Origin of the sequence: Rhodopirellula maiorica SM1 (assembly GCF_000346295.1) — a bacterium.
Classification (GTDB): Bacteria; Planctomycetota; Planctomycetia; order Pirellulales; family Pirellulaceae; genus Novipirellula; species Novipirellula maiorica.
Map to the genome: position 1 here is coordinate 1 of NZ_ANOG01000971.1, position 16,625 is coordinate 16,625.

The window sequence follows — 16,625 nt, forward strand, 5'->3', positions numbered from 1 at the left end:
TGTGGCGTCGANCTTTCCAAGCGAGCAATTAAATTGGCCGCTCGAGGATGGCCCGCCGGGACTTGGTTTGGGCCAATGCCGATCGAGTCTTGCCAGCCGCCGACGCAAGTGTCGATCGCGTGATCTCGTTGTTCGGGCGTCGTCCGGCAACCGAGATTCAGCGAGTGCTGTCAGAGACCGGAATCTGTATCGTCGCAGTGCCTGGCGAAGAGGATTTGATCGAACTTCGCGAACAGGTCCAGCAAGCGGGGCATCGACGCAGCCGTTGGCAGATGGTCGTCGATGAGTTGTCCGCCGCCGGAGTCGAGTTTGTCGAGCACAAGCATTGGCAACAGAGCGCTGACTTGGACACCGATGCGATCGCTGACGCCTTGGCGATGACCTACCGCGGCGTGCGGCATTCCCAGCAAACTCGTTTAGAATCGTTGGCCGCGATGTCAGTAACCCTAGCAGCGGATTTAATTCTGCTGCGACGCGGTTCATAGTACCGCCGTGGATATCATCAATCGAAGGATTGAGTGGCTTCTTAAGCAGCTAGGCAGGAGTCCTTCCGTCAATTAGCCGCTAGCGGGCTGTTGATTTAATGACGTTTCCTGTGGCAAGGGGTGGTTGAGGTACTACCTCGTCCGTCATTGGTGTATTCGACGGACTAGGAAGTCCATCGTACGATTAAATCAACAATCCGCTAGCCACGGTTCCGACATTCAACTGGGGCTAGCGCCCAAACAGCTAACGGGATTTCTACCTGCTTAGCGGTGCGACCCGAGCCGGCCGGTCTAAACCGAACGTTTCATTCGGCTCAACCGGACGGCTCGCGCCGTGCCGCTGCCCAACGTCGATGACATTGGGCCCCGTGACGCTAGCACAATCAACGGTATTCGCGAACACCGTCGGTACCATTCCAAAACGCGATAGGAGTTAGCGGCGGAATCGGCGATTGGCTTTGCCGCCATCGTGATGCTTTCCACCTTCGCTCGGACGCATATCACGACCATTCGGTTTGTCTTGCTGAGGACCACGACGCATTGCGACATGGTTGTCTGAACCACGTCCGCGACGATGGTTTGCACCGTGATGATCACGTCGTTGTCCACGTTTTCCGTCACGCATTCCATGTGCACTGGATTTGTCGCCATGAGGTCCGCGGTGCATTGCGTAGCGGTCGTGTGACTTGCTACTGCGATGACGATCGACATTGTGATGCCCACGCTGTGGGCCTCGTTTTCCGCGATGCATGCGATTTGCACCTGGACGAGGTCCATGGGGGCCACGGTTCACCGCGTAACCGTGACGAGCGCGTTCGCCGCGATGATGACGAGCTTGTCGATGAGCATGATCTCGGTTGCTACGCAGGCGGCCTTGCTGGCGATCGCCGAATTGACGCGGACCGACATCGGGATCCTGTCTTGCTACGCGACGGTTTCGGTCAACGTTATGCTCCCTAGCGTATCGTTCTTTTCCGCGACCAGATGCCTTGTGTGCCTTGCTGCGTCGTCCATCCGCTTTGGCATCATCGGCTGCGTGTTTGTTGCGTTTACGATCGTGCTTGCCGACGTTCGCTTTGCGGCTTTTCGCCTGTTTAACGTTGGCTCGTTCGTCTTTTGACTTTGTGCCGTTCACGTTGCCTCGTTTGGCGTCCTGATCACGTTTAGCGTCATAGCGAGGCGGCGTGCGCATGCGGTCTCGTGCAGACGGGTTGACGTCGCCGTCGCGTGAAGGTCTTGGCCCAGATCCAGGGCGTCCTAATCCGCCAGTTTCACGTTCTCCTGAGCCGCCGCGACCAACGCCATCATGATCGGGGCGCGGTCGGCCATCGTGCGGGTGCTCGCCACGTTTGTGGTCGGGGCGAGCATGATCGGGCCCCTTTTGGAAATCCTGCTTGTCACGCATGCGAGGTGGTTTGGGAGCATCAGGGTGCGAGTCCGCTTTTGCTTCGGCGACTGGTCGTTTCGGTTTGGGTTTTTCTTGATTGTCGTCTTGAGCACTGACTACTTGACCCGATGTCATCAGTAGTAATGCCGTGGTGGAGATCGCTAGTTCTTTCAATGCAATGCGCATCAATGTCATTCCTTTTCCAAGTCAATTGTTTTGGGCGAATCGCTTGGCGAACATTGCCAAAGGATGCCTGTTCATTCAACACTTGGGATTGGAGGGTGTTTCGTCAAAAACACCGCAGCGACCACAAAAAAGCGACAAACAATGGTTGCCCCGGTTTGGCATTAGGGGGGACGCATCGGCCGCCAAGCGGAAGCAGAGATTCGCAGCGTCGATAGAGTGTCGAGACGAGAGGAATCGACAGCAGTGGTCGTGCGAGACTTTCGGTCCGCAGCGTGTGCCACCCAAAACTCTTGACGGCTTTGGGGGGGCGGTCGCAGACGCAAGAGGTCGTGGGCGAGGTGACGAGTTTAGAATGCTTCGTTTAACCGTTAGCCGATAGGCGTACGCATAACGGATGCGAGTACGCCTTCGGCTGACTGTTAAACGATCAAATCACCAATCCGTTTATTCCCATGATTCGACCCACGGTAACTGCCGCGGACGGAGGGAGGGGCCGAGCGAGTGGTGGCGATGGAGGCTACAGGAACATCGAGTTGAATGTCAACCAGCGAGCGGTCAGTAGCGTCAACACTAGACAGCACCACCACGTTGCTCGCCGTGCCAAGGGTTGTTCGTGCAAGTAGTACAGGATACCGATCGCAAGACCGGTGATCGTGATTTTGAACAAGATCAATTGGACCGGGTCATGGATTAATCCGTTGCCAAGCGGATTCAATTCTCGCATCGCACCGCTTTGGTGAGCAATCAGCGTCCAGACGAGGTCGAGCGCCGAGAGCACTCCGACAATCGTAAGCGACCAAATTGTCGCCTTTTTCGCGTTGGCTAGGGTCAACGGATCGTCGCCAATTGCAATCGTATGTTGTGGGTGTGCCATCAGATGTCCAAACGCGACGACGACGGTCACCATCGCGATCATGCTGAGCGGAAAGGCAATTTGTTGGCTCAGGATAAACGCCGCCGCTTTACTATCGTTCTTTTCATGGATCTCTTCAAAGTATTTCACTGTTTCCGAAGCTCGCGTGGCGAATTCGGGTGAAATTTTAAAGTCTTGAACCAAGCGATGCCAGAGTTCAAAGTCAAGCTTGTTCGAAGCGAATGGCAACATCTCTGCTTCGACGGGGTTTCGCGTCCCAACAGTGCTTTCAGTAATTCATAGCCCAATTCACTGGTCTCCAACAGCATCGGAGCTTCGCCTGAATAGAAAACGGCAACCGTGCCTGTTCCTGCTGGATCAAACGCACCCGCCAAGGACATCAGCGGAGAGCGAGGAAGGTATTCACGAGTGCTTTCACGTCTTCGGTTGTCTCCGTTGTCGCGTTCGCCCCAGCCTCCTCGCGGGCCCCAGTCGCCCCGGCCACCCCAATCGGATCGTTCACCACGGCCGCGGAATCCATAGCCTCGCCGCGACCCTCCGCGATCATCGACATAGCCGGAGAGGTCAAATGCGTTTTCGTCAAAGATTTGGCCGTTGATCTCAACCCCAGCGTTGCTGAACTTCAATTCGGCCGTGGGAGGAATGTAGACACCATTGAGAAACAGAAACGAATTATCCATCTCGACGGTGCTTTCGAACTCGCGATATTTTGTCGGAGTCGACTCGTTTAATTCTGTCTGCGACAAGGCTGATTCGGTCGGGGTGGTTTCCTTCGCCCGTGGTTCGTCTTGGGCCGAGGCTGTCGCGATTGTCAATCCAAACATTAGCGTTGTCAGTAGCATCGTGACACGAAACCAGTGGTTGTTTAGGGTTTGGACCATTCGAAGACTATCCTTTTTCTGAACCATAGGTGGTGGTACTCAGTGCCGCGTTATTGCAGGAACGAATCGATTTCGTTTGTTGAGTTGCCCGCTTGTGCGGGGGAATCGCCATGTGCGGGGGGAATCGACAGATCCTCAATCAAACCTGCGACAAACCGCAGGTGCGAATCAAACATGCCTGTCCGATATGAACCCCGCCGCCCTGCAAAGGTTGCGACGCGATGGCCAAATTTTTTTGATTCGGCCGATGACGGCAGCGGCGTCGTTTAATGCCGTTTCAGGATAAAAACGGCGTCCACCAGGTCGTCATCCATGGTCCTCGGCTGGTCGATGTCGTAGTCAAAGTCGTAGGCAGCTAGCAATTCAAACTGGTCTTCGACTTTACGGAACAGACTTTTGGCTTGGGCGATGGTGTAGAGTCGCAGCGGGAATTCGCTGCGAATGCGATGGGTTTTCCCCGAGCGTGTTTGGGCCTTGATACTCGCTCGCAGCGTTTCTTGTCGTTTTCGACGGTTGAAATCGATGACCTTCAATGTCACGTGGACCTTGGTCCCCCCGTGCGAAGCGGTCCAACGTTCGGTGCTTTCGGGATCCGCGTCCAGCGGAATGCAGTGGAATCCGAGGATGTAAATGCCACCGCTGACAAGATTATCGGCGACCGATCGCAAATGAGACTCGGCGTCGGCTTCGCTCAACAGATGACGGAACGTATTGAACGTGCAGAAAGCTGCGTCGAAAGGCTCGGGGAACTGCATCTTTGTCATATCGCCCAGCACCAACGTGGCATCAATTTTTCGCCGCGTGAGCCGTTTGCGAAGATAGTCGAGCATCGGTTGGTTGAGGTCCAATCCGGTCAAGTCGTAGCCGCACGCTGCCATTTCCGCGACCAACCGGCCGCTGCCACAGCCCGGTTCGAGCAGTTTGGTAGTGGAGGAATCGTTGCGGAATCGCTCGAATGCCTGCTCAAAAAATTCGACTTCAGCTTGGGTTTCATCCCGAAACACCATGTCAAAGTATTGAGGATAGTCGTACCAGTTTTCCATAGAGAGCGAGCGATGTCGGGGGGGTAGTCAATAGTCGAAACATGATTGTTTTTCTCGCATTGGAACTTGCGAGAGCGTCTCGGACCGTCGAGGACACGTGGTGGTCATCACGCATGATTTCCTTGACGGCCCGGCCTGTTCTTCAGGACGTGGCGGCATTGTAGTCACAACGAGCCTATTGGGGATGGTGCCGCGATGGAATCAGAACATGGTCGAGAATCGGGCTTTCGGCAAACTCAGTGTTGTGCGTGAATGCGCGCGAGCGGTTGGTGGGGCGATCCCGGCAGCGAGACGGTTTCGTAAGTCGCATGATCCAGCATTGTAGTGAATTCATGCATGACCCTCGGATCGGCATAAACGCTTTCGCTCAGTAGCAGATCTTCGCCGGCGATCGAGGGCATTGCCATCACAGCGCGTGCGGTGCTGCCAAAATAGTCGAGCCGATCGTTTGCGACCGCGACCAGGGTTCGTCCGGCATGCACGCCAATGCCGACGGATTGGGGCCGGTTTCGTTCGGATTGTTGAATTTCAATCGCTGCTGCGATGGCGTGATCACAGCGGTCGAACGCCGCCAACATACTTTCGCCAACGGTCTTGGCAATCGTGCCATGGTGCAGTTGCACGATCTGTTCCATTCGCCAATGAATTTCGTGAACCCGTTTATAGACTTCCGCGTCACCCAAATTGGCGTATAGATCTTCGATGTCTTGGATTGTGGTGGCTAACAACGTCATTTGCTCGGCGGTGATCGGGTTTTCATCGGCAAAGACTTGATCAGGAAACAGGTCGCGAAATCGCTGGATCGTCGATGCCGAGGCCGCCGTCACGACATCATCACGAGGGATCGTTCGTTCGATCCGGATCACATGCAGTGACGTGTCGTCGTTGATCAATTGGATTCGCTGCATGCCGCTGCGAAGTTTAGGGATGTGCGAAGATTGTCCGAGCGAAAGAAGCTTGGTCGAATATTCTCTCTGTCCTCGTCCTTCGTCGACTCGGATCGATTGAGTTTGAGGAACACGCGGGCCACGCAGTAAATAATCCCCTTGCGATAGATGCAACTCCAGCTCAAACATTTCATTTGCTTCGAGTCGAATCTGGGCCACCACATGAGGCGCGTGTTCGGGGCCACCGATACAGTAGTTCTGGTCATCGACGTGTCGGATTTCCGGATGAGCACGAAACACCATCTCGATCGCGTTGCCACGATTGGATTGAAATGCGACATGGCATGCTTCGCAATCTGTGTGTTCATCGATCGCCGACAAATTTTGATGCGTGGCGGCCGGCGCTCGACAGGTCGGACAGAGCACGTCCCAGCGAAGTGACAACAGCCCGACGGAGGCAGCGACCAAGCAGGCGTCGATGGTGTCATCGGACGGGAAATTGAGCTCGCGGGCCAACGCAATTGGACGAATCTGAGCCAGCGTTTGGGGCGGAGCTTCGCTGAGATAAACGCCTAACGCGTTTGCCAAGTCGGGATCGACCCCGGCTTCGATCAAGCGATCAAGTCGCTTTTGTAAACGTTCGGCATCCGCGGTGCCGATTCGGTGGGGCGATTCAAACGGATCGATTCTTTGCCCCTGTTTTCGACTTTGGCCCTGCTTACGACTTTGGATCGATTTGTCGATACGCAAATAAACGCGATTTAAATTGCGAAACGCTTTCCAGTCGGCTTCCACGGTCGTCATCACGCGGCCAAGCAAATTGCGTGGCTCGACACGAATTTCGTGACTCAGTTTCGTACCACCGCCGGCGATAGGCTCCATCGTCACAATGCTCATGAACCAAACGAAGGGGCCCGATTGAAATTCTCGCAAAATGCCCATGCGATTGGCTTCGATCCATTCAAACGGATGTTCTTCCCACGCGACTTGTACTCCACTGATACGAAAGGAGCCAAATTTACGGATGCCACGCTGTTCGTCGTACTCGGTGCGGTAGGTCACCGCGGGTAATCCGATAGCGCGATTGAGTCGTTCGGTGTTGGATACATACGGCCAGATTTCTTCGGGATCGCTGTCGAGTTCCCAGTGCTCGGTTTTTTGCCAAAGTTTGTCATCACGATGCTCCGGCATTTTCGGATGCATTTCGATATCCGAAGCCGTGCCCCGCAACACCCGGTCGATCTCGCGGCTAAATTGCGACGCGTCGACGAATCGCTTTTCGGGTTCCTTGGCCAATGCACGATTGACGATGCTGACACAAGCATCCGAGATTCTTGGGTTGAATTGTTGTACCGACGGAGGTCGGTCGTAAAGATGCATGGTGGCCAATTTGATACGATCATCGGATTGAAATGGCACCCGCCCGGTCAGTAATTCAAACAGCGTGATTCCCAGCGCGTAAACGTCGGTGGTCGGATCGACGTCATGGCTGCCGCGGCACTGTTCGGGTGACATGTACAGCGGGGTGCCGATCATCACGCCATCGCCAGTGACTTCCATCGATTCGGATTGTTCGACGTGACGGGCGATGCCGAAGTCGGAAAGTTTGACGCGGTAGTTTTGAATATCATCGTCGTCATCGCTGATGTTGGATGCACGCCGCTGCAGCAGCACGTTTTCGGGCTTGATGTCGCGATGCACAATGCCTTGCGAGTGTGCACATGCAAGGGCGCGAGCGATATCGCCAACGATATTCAGTGCATCGCGTTCACTGATGTCAACAGGTTCGCCACAGCTACGACGGGTGATCCATTTCTTTAAATCGATGCCATCGATGTATTCCATCGCTAAATAATGGACACCACAATCCTGATCGACATGAATCAAGCGAGTGACAAATTCGTTTTGGATATCTGCCAATAAACGTGCTTCTTTGCGAAACCGACGGATCGATTGGGACGAGTCATCGCAGGGCGTCTTCAGCACTTTGATCGCGACGGGCGAGTTGTCCAGCAGATCGGTGGCGGCAAACACCGCTCCCATCCCGCCTTGCCCAATCTTTTCACCAATCAAAAAACGGCCCAACCGATCACCGCGTTGCACGATTGCGGTTGCGGGGGTAAACGAGGACTCGCGGATCGAACTGCCATCGGTTTCCGGATTTGGCTCCACCGTCGCTGCGTCGTTTCCCCGCGTTGGTTTAGGCACGCGTGTGATTTGTGTTTCTGGATTGCCCGTTGCTGATTTGCCCGTTACTGATTCGCTGCATTGAAGTGACGAGTTGTTTCCAACATTGACTGAGGTCTCTACCGTTTCGTATCGAAATGAATCCGCTCTCTGAAGCAACGTCAACAACGATTCCGTCGTGGAGACCGGTTCGCTGTCGAGCCATTCCAAGACGGCGTCGGCGTGAGCATGTAAATCAGCAGACGTTTCGTTGGATGGATCCTCGCGATCGAGCGCGTGGCGAATTAAACACCGCAGAATGCCGCACAGTTCCTCTCGATCGGCATCGCGTGGGTCGTTCTCAGCGTCGACCGACCGAATCGAGGTGTCGTCGATGGCCAGATCGAGATAGTCCAAGCGAATTTCCCAGTTGCCCGATGCCCGCTGCAAGGCAATGTTCTCGGCCGTGATGTGGGGATGATACAAACCGAGATGATGGGCTTGCACCACAACCGACGTGAGCTGAGTCGCAATGGCAAACGCCTCGGCAAGACTGAGATCCTGCGACACGGCTACTAAGCGTAACGGAGGAAGCGATTCAGCCACCAAGATCGGTGGCGTTCTTGATAGTCCATTTTCGATGACGCGGCATACATGCGGCGACTGCAACAGATCAACGAAGCGAACGTTGCTGGCAATCGCAGCAAGCCGAGCGGGGGTGATTGCCGGTCCTGTGAGCACGAATCGCCAATGCGGACATGCGGTGGCGGGATCACCATGCCGGTAGAGTGCTCCATCGGGACCCTGAGAAATCAAATGAGACGACGAGGGTGTCATGAGAGCCATTGCAGGAAAGACCAATCCGAGTCGGGTTCAGCAGCCGAGCCTTTCCCCTCAATGTAGCCGATCTTGATGTGGCTCGGACGAGCTGGGGGCGAATCGCGATCGAACGGTGGCAAGTTGGGTGGTGGCGAGAGCCATCGATCTTGGACCGACGTCGCAAAAAGACGGCGATTTTTGCGAGGGTTAGGGCAATCCCGTGGCCTCAATGACGATCGTAGCGGGGCAGAAAATCGCTCACGGCGGAGCTCGCCGTAATTCTTTCGAGGCCACGATTTTTCCTAACGCAATCTTCAAATCACTGCTCTAGGCTTCCCATCCTTCGCTGCGATTGATTGCAGCCAAATTCCTACCCTCTTTATTTCTTTCGAAAACGTTCGAGGACTTATAAAAATGTTTGAGTTAAACAAGCAGCGTGAACCTGGGCGACGGGACGCGTTCACATTGGTCGAGCTCTTAGTGGTGATTGCGATTATCGGAGTGCTTGTCGGATTGTTGTTACCCGCCGTGCAGGCGGCACGCGAAGCCGCGCGGCGGATGCAGTGCAGCAATCATCTCAAACAGCTGACACTGGCGATGCACAATTACCATGATGCGTTCAATCAGACGCCGATCCACATGCATCGCGGGGCGGATGACTATGATTCGCCGGGCGGTGGTTCGGGTAATTTGTCGTGGTACGCCGGGATGTTGCCCTATGTCGAGCAGACTGCAGTCTATGAGGCGATTCCGTTTGAGAGTACCGGCCGAGGGAACGCATGGAGCGGGCTGGCCAATAATACCAGCAAGCTAGGGGAGGTGGCCCGCGTCCAAATACCGACCTTTCTTTGCCCCACCGAATCGGTAACCAATTCGGTGGTCGCGACCGGTGGTACCACGGCCAATTTTAGCTACCTTGCCAACGCGGGGCATGGTCGCAACATGCTGATGCCATGGGAGGCGCCGGGAACGGCGATCAAGGTGTCGCCGGGGATCATTTCCATGAACCGGATGAACGAAAAAGGGCCTTATAGCGACTATTGGCGGTCGACCACGAATCGCAACTTTGGTTTCCGCGATATCTTGGACGGTTTGTCTAATACCGCGGCGATTGCGGAGTCGCTTGTGAATGATGGGAGCGGCAAAATGTTGGATGACCGTCGCAATTTGCACTACACCAATTCGGCATTGGTGGAAGCCTACGATGCCTATATCGACCAAGTCGTCACCGATGGATTGAACGGCTACAAGAACTGGGAACCGTGGAGCATGTACAAGGGGCATTCTTGGTTGTATACCGATGGCTGGCAACGACATGTCTACGGACACGTCTTCACACCCAACACGATTTCGATTGCAGCTTACAGCAGCGACACGATTCGTTGCCACGAAGGGGACTCGGCCATTACCGCGTCAAGCGATCATCCCGGTGGAGTACAGATGTCGTTGATGGACGGCTCGGTTCGTTTCATTACTGATTCGATCGATATGGAAACGTGGTGGGCGTTGGGCACCAAAGCAGGAAAAGAAATCATCAAGAGCGACAATTTCTAAGCTGTCGATTGACACTCTATCGCAAACCACAACAACATTTTGGAAAAGAATGATTCGATCTGTATTTACTCGATCCGTCCTAACAATGTTCGCGGCAATCTGTTTGATCTTGTTGCCGGTGACCGGTTGCGGATCTGGCGAAAACGCAATCCAAGCTCGCTTGAAAGAGGTTGCCTACACGCCTGAGAAATTAGTGGCCGAGCTGGCCGTTCGTCTGAAAACAATGGACGGAGGTGGCGGCGGCCGAGTCAACGAAGCATCGCGTTCGGGAGGCGAAACGCCAAACGAAGACGGTCGTGGTGGCGGACCTGGTGCACAAGCATCGCCGGGGGACGGTCCCGGCGGTAATCCCTTCACATTGGAAGCGATTGCCGCGGACATCAAAACCAAAATTAACTCGATGCAAGAAGCCGCAGGCGAACAAGAGGATGTGATGGCCAAAGTGGTCGCAGAAATTGAGAAATCCGACATCAAGGATGACCTCAAGCAAAAAGTCATCGCCGCGATTCGCTAAGCACACGGCCAGAAACAATTGTCAGCTGTCGCTGGACGGGGGGCGGACAATGCGTCGCCAACAAGCAACTGCGAACATGGGGTGGCATCGCCAAAAATGGGGTGGAATGCCAAAAACGGGTTGTCTGGCTAGAATAATGGCATCACCACCCCGCTGTCAGCGCAATCGTTACTGAATTCGTCGACAGGTTTGCCGTCTTGCGACGCGGAAAGTGTGGTGGATCGTCCCCTCTTTTCCCCGATCGAAGCAATTGACGGATCGCCCCTCTATGCCGGATGACCCCCTAAAAAAAGCGGACCAGAACGAAGTTGAACAAAACAGCAAAACCGTTGACAAAGTAGGCGAAGTCAAATTGACGGACGCGGCAGGGGACGATCCGTCTGCAGAGCTCGGATTCAGCCATGCGGCGACCAAGGTCAAAACGTTTCCTCAGTCGCCTGGCGTCTATTTGATGAAAGACGATGCAGGCCGCGTGATCTATGTTGGCAAGGCCAAGAATCTTCGCAGTCGCGCTGGAAGCTACTTTCTAAAAGCGGCGGCCGAAGATCAGCGAACCGCTATCTGGATTGGCGAGATCGCGGATATCGACTATGTCGAGTGCGAAACCGAAGTCGACGCGTTGTTGATGGAATCGCGACTGGTCAAAGACATTCAGCCCAAGCACAACAAAGATCTCAAAGACGATAAGTCGTTCCCGTATTTGATGATCACCACGCGTGATGAATTCCCACGTGTCGAGATCACACGCGAGCCCAAGGAAAAGGGCGTCAAGTTGTATGGGCCTTTTCCGAGTGCCGGGGCGCTACGCGGCGCGATCCAGGTGCTGCAGCGAATCTTTCGTTTTCGCACTTGCACGCTCGATATTAGTGAGTCCGAGGAGCGTTGGAAATGGTTTCGTCCCTGTTTGTTGGCGAGCATCAACCAGTGCACCGCGCCGTGTAACTTCCGAATCAGCAAAGAGGAATATCGCCGCGACATCAAGCGATTGCAAACGTTTATGGAAGGCGGCAAGAAGCGGTTGCTCAAAGAGATGCACGACGAGATGAAAGCGGCCAGCAAGGCGATGGATTTCGAACGCGCGGCGGTATTGCGAGACGAGATTCGCATGTTGGAGAAACTCGAGGACCGTGGCGAACTCGACACGCACGTCCAGCCCGAGGTGTTTTATATCGATCCGAAAAAGGGGCTGACGGGACTTCGCAAAGTTTTGGGGCTAGCGGAAACGCCGCGGATTATCGAAGGGGTCGACATCGCTCATCTTGGTGGCGGTGAAACGGTCGCCAGTCTGGTTCAATTCATTGACGGGTTACCGTTCAAACCCGGATACCGGCGGTTTCGGATCCAAGACGTCGACGGCATCGACGATTTTCGCAGTATCTATGAAGTGGTGTCGCGACGTTTTCGCAAGCTTTCTGATTCCGGCGAATCGTTTCCCGATATCTTGTTGATTGACGGTGGCAAGGGACAACTCAATGCAGCGATGGCCGCGTTCCGTGACCAGGACATCACGCCGCCGACGGTGATCTCGTTGGCCAAACGCGATGAAGAAATTTTTAGACCTGGTGATTCCGAACCGTTGCGATTGAGTAAAAGTGCGTTTGCGCTGCGGTTGTTGCAGTACGTTCGTGACGAGTCGCATCGTTTTGCCCAGCACTATCATCACATCCTCCGCACCAAGTCGACGTTCGATCGCTAGCCGAATTGTAGGCCGGATCGAACGCAGCGAAGATCCGGCATCGCGGCGGCAAAGAATTCGCCATCACTCTCGCCCCCGCCGGATCTCCGCTCCGCTGCGATCCGGCCTACTTACTACTTCCCGAACCGATTTCTCGACCGTTAGGTGAACCTATAGGAGTATCTTGCGGTCTGTCTGACTGCGGATCGACGTTTTGAATTCTGAACCAAAACGCAGGGAATTTCCGTGTGTCTTCCGTCAAAATTGTGTTGGTTTGGGGAACTTTTGCCTGGCACCGACGCCGCTTTTGCCCTGCCAAACTGCTGTGCACAGAAACACACTTTTGGACTATAATGGGATTGACGTTCAGATTTAATCATTCAATTGGAGGTACCTCCCTAAACCGTGCGAGAACAACACCAACTTCGCGATGATTCGCCGGAGCGAAGCATCTTGGCCCGCCTGATCCTGCCCGAACAAGTTGTCGAGGCGGATCCGCTGGAGGAACTTTACGGATTGGCCACGACCGCAGGAACCGAAGTCGTCGACGAGTTGATGCAGCGGTTGACGCGACCCAATCATGGCACGTTTTTGGGCAAGGGCAAAGTCGAAGAACTTCGGCTGATGGTCGAGCGGCATGATGCCGACGTGGTGATCTTTGATAATGATCTGAACCCTGCTCAAGTTCGAAATCTCGAAAAAGCGATCGATGCCAAGGTGATCGATCGCACCGAATTGATTCTCGACATCTTTGCTGCCGGAGCTCGCACCTATGAAGCTCGTTTGGCGATCGAACTGGCTCAACTCGAGTATTCGTTGCCACGTTTGAAACGGATGTGGACCCACTTGTCGCGTCAAGCGATGGGCGTCGGCATGCGTGGACCGGGTGAAAAGCAATTGGAAGTCGACCGCCGTTTGGCACAGAAACGGATTCACGATCTGAAGGAAGAACTGTCCAAGGTCGAGCGTCGGCGTGAACAACAAGTTCAGGCTCGTAAAGAAGCACCAACGGTTTCGTTGGTCGGCTACACCAATGCCGGCAAGAGCACTTTGATGAATGCGTTGACGGCAGCCGATGTGCATGCCGCCGACAAATTGTTTGCCACGCTCGATACACGAACGCGGCGTTGGCAATTGCCTGGTTGGGGCACGGTGCTGCTGAGTGATACGGTCGGATTCATCCGCGATCTGCCTCACTCGTTGGTCGCCAGTTTCAAATCAACGCTCGAAGAAACGCGGCAAGCTGATTTGTTGTTGCATGTTGCCGACGCCAGCAGTCCGACGGTGTTCGAGCAAATCAGCGCGGTCTATCGTGTACTCGAGGAACTCGAGATCGAAGAGAAAGACACGCTGTTGGTGCTCAACAAGATCGATGCGATCAAGAGTTCCGCGGTTCTGAACCGAGTGCTCGACCGTTATCCCAATGCGATTCCGGTCAGTGCGAAGAGCAACACAGGGCTGGTGCCATTGATCGAAGCGGTGGGCGAGGCACTCGGACGCGAGTTCTTTGATTTGGAAGTCGACGTGGCGCCGAGCGACGGCAAGTTATTGGCCTACTTGGCGGCCAAGGGCGAAGTATTGTCGCGAAAGTACGGCGAAGAAATGGTGACCATCCATGTTCGCGTTCCTGCCGGAGCGATGGGACCGGTGCATCGAGACGCCGTTGCGATTCGTTACATGGACGAACGTCTTGGGAAAACCAATGACAATCAGTCTGCCGAAGACGAAAAATCATCGATTTCCATCGATCTACCTTCGGTACCACTGTCGGATTCGTCAAGCGAAGTGGCGTAGTTCGTCTACGAAAGGATTTCGGATCGATGCGGTGGAACCCCAAGGATTCAATCGCCGTTGTTACGGGAGCTAGCAGCGGAATTGGTCACTGCTTGTGCGAATTGCTGCTCGATCGCGGAGCCACGGTGGTTGCCGTCGCACGTCGCGGCGAGCGATTAGCGGATCTCGGAACCCGGAATTGTCCGGGACGCTTGATTCCGGTCGTCGGTGATGTGACCGATGCCGGTGTGCGTGCCGAGATTCTAGCGGCAGCCGCCGACGTCGATGGTGGCCGTTTGGATTTGTTGGTCAACAATGCCGGAATCGGTGCGATTGGCCCATTCGCAGACGCCAACGAAGATCGCTTGCGGCGAATCATGGAAGTCAATTTCTTTGCGCCTGCCGAATTGATGCGGCATGCGATCCCGATGTTACGCCGCGGCCGTAACGCGGTGATCTGTAACATTAGCAGCGTGCTAGGACATCGCGCCGTCCCGGACAAGAGTGAGTATTGTGCGAGCAAGTTTGCACTTCATGGTTTGAGCGATTCACTGCGAGCCGAATTGGCCGGCGACACTAGCCATGGCAACTCCATTCAAGTGACGCTGGTCAGTCCCAGCACAACCCGAAGTGAGTTTTTTGATTCGTTGATCGGTTCCGATGACGCTGCACAATCCAAAAGCATCGGAAGTTGGCCGCCTGCGAAAGTGGCTCGTGCAACGATGGCGGCAATCGAGTCGCGACGCAGCGAGGTGATCTTGAGTCTGGCTGGTAAAGCGTTGGTGTACGCCGACCGTATCTCGCCGCCGTTGATGAATGCGATCCTGACACGGTCGAACTGATCGCGGACGTGGACGGCCCAGGTCGAGCGAACTTCCCTAGCTTCTGATGGCTGTTGATTCGATGAAGTTTCCTGCGGCAAGGGGTGGCTGATGGGCTACCTCGTCCGTCACTGGTGTATTCGACGGACTAGGAAGTCCGTCGTACGACTAAATTCAACAGCCCGCGGGCCACGGTTCCAACATTCAACCGGAACGAGATTCGGATAGCAGAAGAGAAGAGCATCTGAAAAATCGAGTAAGGATAATTTTGGAGTGTATTCGCAGAATCAATCGAAACTAAGCGATTTTCTTTGTGTTATTTAGTCATCGATTTGCAATAGTAACGAGGTTGACCCCGAGTTTTCTTATTGCAAGTCGACTTGAAATCCCAGTCAACACTCACACACTCTCTCCAATTGGAATCTCGTCATGAATCACACGATGAATCTGCTTTCGGGGGCGCTGCTCTCTGTTTCCATTTCGGCTCTGTCGCTCGGCGGTGTCTCGGTCGCGAAGGCTGATACGAAAACGGGGGAGGCAAAATCGGCTGAAAAGAAAACGCTTGAAACCGATGATAAAGGACGTGCGGTGCAGCGAGATACGGACCAGCGTCCCGATGAGACTCGCGGTTGGTTTGTCGTCGCCAAGGCAACCTATTGGCCGTTGTGTTACGACGCGCTCGATCGTCTCGAAGAATCGCGAGCGCTCGTCGGTAAGGGACAGAACGACAAATTGGCGCTGTCGCTCGAAAAGAACGCAGCTTGGTTGGGCTTGGCGGCGTCTGCGGCGATGACGAATGGCCATGCGGGAATTAATTCGTGTGCAGATCGGCTCGAAGAACTCGCGATCGCACTGCGCAATGACGAGGACGTCCCGTCGGATCAAGTAATCCACGACTGCATTACTCTTGGCGAATTATGCATGGCCAAATCTCATGTTCTGCGAGCGGACGCTCCCGATCAAGCGGATGTGAAACTCGATCACAAACCGTTGAAATCGAAAGCCACCGCTGCAACCTTGAAAGAAGCCGAGAAAGAAATTCGGCGAGCACAGATGGACGCTCGCATTGCGCAGTACCGCTACGACGCTGGACAAAGTGTTCGTCATCTCGCCGTGGCTCAGGCCTACTTGCAGGAAGCGGCCAAGGCAGCTGGTTTCGCGGTTCCTAAAACGATCTCGGCTGAACTACCTGAGGCCGACAGCTTCAACGACCGCGACGATATCACCGAGGAATACGATGCCGCAGTTCGTCCGCGAACCGAAGAAATGCTGGCATTCATCGATAAGCAACGAAAATCGTTGATTGCCACAATCGATGGCAATTAGATAACGTTTGCTATCAAGACAGGATCGACGTTGCGGTGCGAGCAGCAGCGTCGATCCAGCGGGCGGAATTCGTCAACTTGTCCGTCCCCACTCCTCCCGCCACAACGAGATCGCCAAGCCACGTTGGCGACAGCACAACTCGTGTCAAAACCCAAAAATTTAGCTCGTTCGGGCGACGTAATCATAGGACAGCGGTGTTCCGGTTGTCATGATTATTCGGAATTGTGCGATGGT

At 54.6% G+C, this 16,625-nt stretch carries 12 protein-coding genes and 1 pseudogene; 7 read left to right on the forward strand and 6 right to left on the reverse strand.

The genetic code is table 11. The annotated features are described in order from the left end of the window. Positions 1–485, forward strand: a pseudogene (locus tag RMSM_RS31310) (class I SAM-dependent methyltransferase); the annotation flags it as partial. A 433-nt stretch (positions 486–918) separates the two neighbouring features. Here RMSM_RS31310 and RMSM_RS31315 read toward each other — a convergent pair. From RMSM_RS31315 to RMSM_RS31335, 6 genes are all read right to left on the reverse strand, one after another. Next, positions 919–2,058 carry a hypothetical protein gene (locus RMSM_RS31315; protein WP_008707033.1) on the reverse strand — a complete coding sequence of 380 codons (1,140 nt, stop codon included), beginning with the start codon at positions 2,056–2,058 and terminating at the stop codon, positions 919–921. Between the two features lie 517 nt (positions 2,059–2,575). Then, positions 2,576–3,061 (reverse strand): DUF5658 family protein, encoded by a 486-nt coding sequence (locus tag RMSM_RS31320; RefSeq protein ID WP_008707034.1) that lies wholly within the window; start codon positions 3,059–3,061, stop codon positions 2,576–2,578. After that, positions 3,058–3,813 (reverse strand): hypothetical protein, encoded by a 756-nt coding sequence (locus tag RMSM_RS31325; RefSeq protein ID WP_144058094.1) that lies wholly within the window; start codon positions 3,811–3,813, stop codon positions 3,058–3,060. Before RMSM_RS31325 ends, RMSM_RS31320 begins: the two co-directional genes overlap by 4 nt. A 50-nt stretch (positions 3,814–3,863) precedes the next feature. Next, entirely contained in the window at positions 3,864–3,989 is a 126-nt protein-coding gene (locus tag RMSM_RS43555; RefSeq protein ID WP_008707038.1) for a hypothetical protein, read from the reverse strand. Between the two features lie 90 nt (positions 3,990–4,079). Continuing rightward, entirely contained in the window at positions 4,080–4,856 is a 777-nt protein-coding gene (locus RMSM_RS31330) for a class I SAM-dependent methyltransferase (RefSeq protein ID WP_008707039.1), read from the reverse strand. Positions 4,857–5,092: 236 nt separating this feature from the next. Beyond that, entirely contained in the window at positions 5,093–8,755 is a 3,663-nt protein-coding gene (locus RMSM_RS31335; RefSeq protein WP_081614403.1) for a protein kinase domain-containing protein, read from the reverse strand. 387 nt (positions 8,756–9,142) lie between these two features. Here RMSM_RS31335 and RMSM_RS31340 point away from each other — a divergent pair, with 387 nt between their 5' ends. The 6 genes from RMSM_RS31340 (at position 9,143) to RMSM_RS31365 (ending at position 16,391) form a co-directional block, all read left to right on the forward strand. After that, positions 9,143–10,282, forward strand: a complete 1,140-nt coding sequence (locus RMSM_RS31340; RefSeq protein ID WP_008707046.1) for a DUF1559 domain-containing protein — start codon at positions 9,143–9,145, stop codon at positions 10,280–10,282. Positions 10,283–10,331: 49 nt separating this feature from the next. Continuing rightward, positions 10,332–10,796 (forward strand): hypothetical protein, encoded by a 465-nt coding sequence (locus tag RMSM_RS31345; RefSeq protein ID WP_144058095.1) that lies wholly within the window; start codon positions 10,332–10,334, stop codon positions 10,794–10,796. A 268-nt stretch (positions 10,797–11,064) separates the two neighbouring features. Continuing rightward, a complete protein-coding gene (locus RMSM_RS31350) occupies positions 11,065–12,492 on the forward strand; it encodes an excinuclease ABC subunit UvrC (protein ID WP_008707049.1) in 1,428 nt (475 codons plus the stop codon). A gap of 384 nt (positions 12,493–12,876) precedes the next feature. Beyond that, positions 12,877–14,265 carry a GTPase HflX gene (gene hflX / locus RMSM_RS31355; protein WP_008707051.1) on the forward strand — a complete coding sequence of 463 codons (1,389 nt, stop codon included), beginning with the start codon at positions 12,877–12,879 and terminating at the stop codon, positions 14,263–14,265. Positions 14,266–14,291: 26 nt separating this feature from the next. Continuing rightward, positions 14,292–15,086: an SDR family NAD(P)-dependent oxidoreductase gene (locus RMSM_RS31360; protein ID WP_008707053.1), complete on the forward strand. Its 795-nt coding sequence runs from the start codon at positions 14,292–14,294 to the stop codon at positions 15,084–15,086. Between the two features lie 408 nt (positions 15,087–15,494). Further along, complete coding sequence (locus tag RMSM_RS31365) at positions 15,495–16,391, forward strand: hypothetical protein (RefSeq protein ID WP_008707054.1); 897 nt, start codon at positions 15,495–15,497, stop codon at positions 16,389–16,391. The last annotated feature ends 234 nt before the right edge of the window (positions 16,392–16,625 follow it).

Coding starts and splice junctions, on each gene's coding strand:
- RMSM_RS31330 (WP_008707039.1), bottom strand. CDS start 4,856: ATGGAAAACTGGTACGACTATCCTCAATACTTTGACATGGTGTTTCGG.
- RMSM_RS31360 (WP_008707053.1), top strand. CDS start 14,292: ATGCGGTGGAACCCCAAGGATTCAATCGCCGTTGTTACGGGAGCTAGC.
- RMSM_RS31365 (WP_008707054.1), top strand. CDS start 15,495: ATGAATCACACGATGAATCTGCTTTCGGGGGCGCTGCTCTCTGTTTCC.
- RMSM_RS31345 (WP_144058095.1), top strand. CDS start 10,332: ATGATTCGATCTGTATTTACTCGATCCGTCCTAACAATGTTCGCGGCA.
- RMSM_RS31335 (WP_081614403.1), bottom strand. CDS start 8,755: ATGGCTCTCATGACACCCTCGTCGTCTCATTTGATTTCTCAGGGTCCC.
- RMSM_RS43555 (WP_008707038.1), bottom strand. CDS start 3,989: ATGTTTGATTCGCACCTGCGGTTTGTCGCAGGTTTGATTGAGGATCTG.
- RMSM_RS31340 (WP_008707046.1), top strand. CDS start 9,143: ATGTTTGAGTTAAACAAGCAGCGTGAACCTGGGCGACGGGACGCGTTC.
- RMSM_RS31350 (WP_008707049.1), top strand. CDS start 11,065: ATGCCGGATGACCCCCTAAAAAAAGCGGACCAGAACGAAGTTGAACAA.
- RMSM_RS31315 (WP_008707033.1), bottom strand. CDS start 2,058: ATGCGCATTGCATTGAAAGAACTAGCGATCTCCACCACGGCATTACTA.
- RMSM_RS31325 (WP_144058094.1), bottom strand. CDS start 3,813: ATGGTCCAAACCCTAAACAACCACTGGTTTCGTGTCACGATGCTACTG.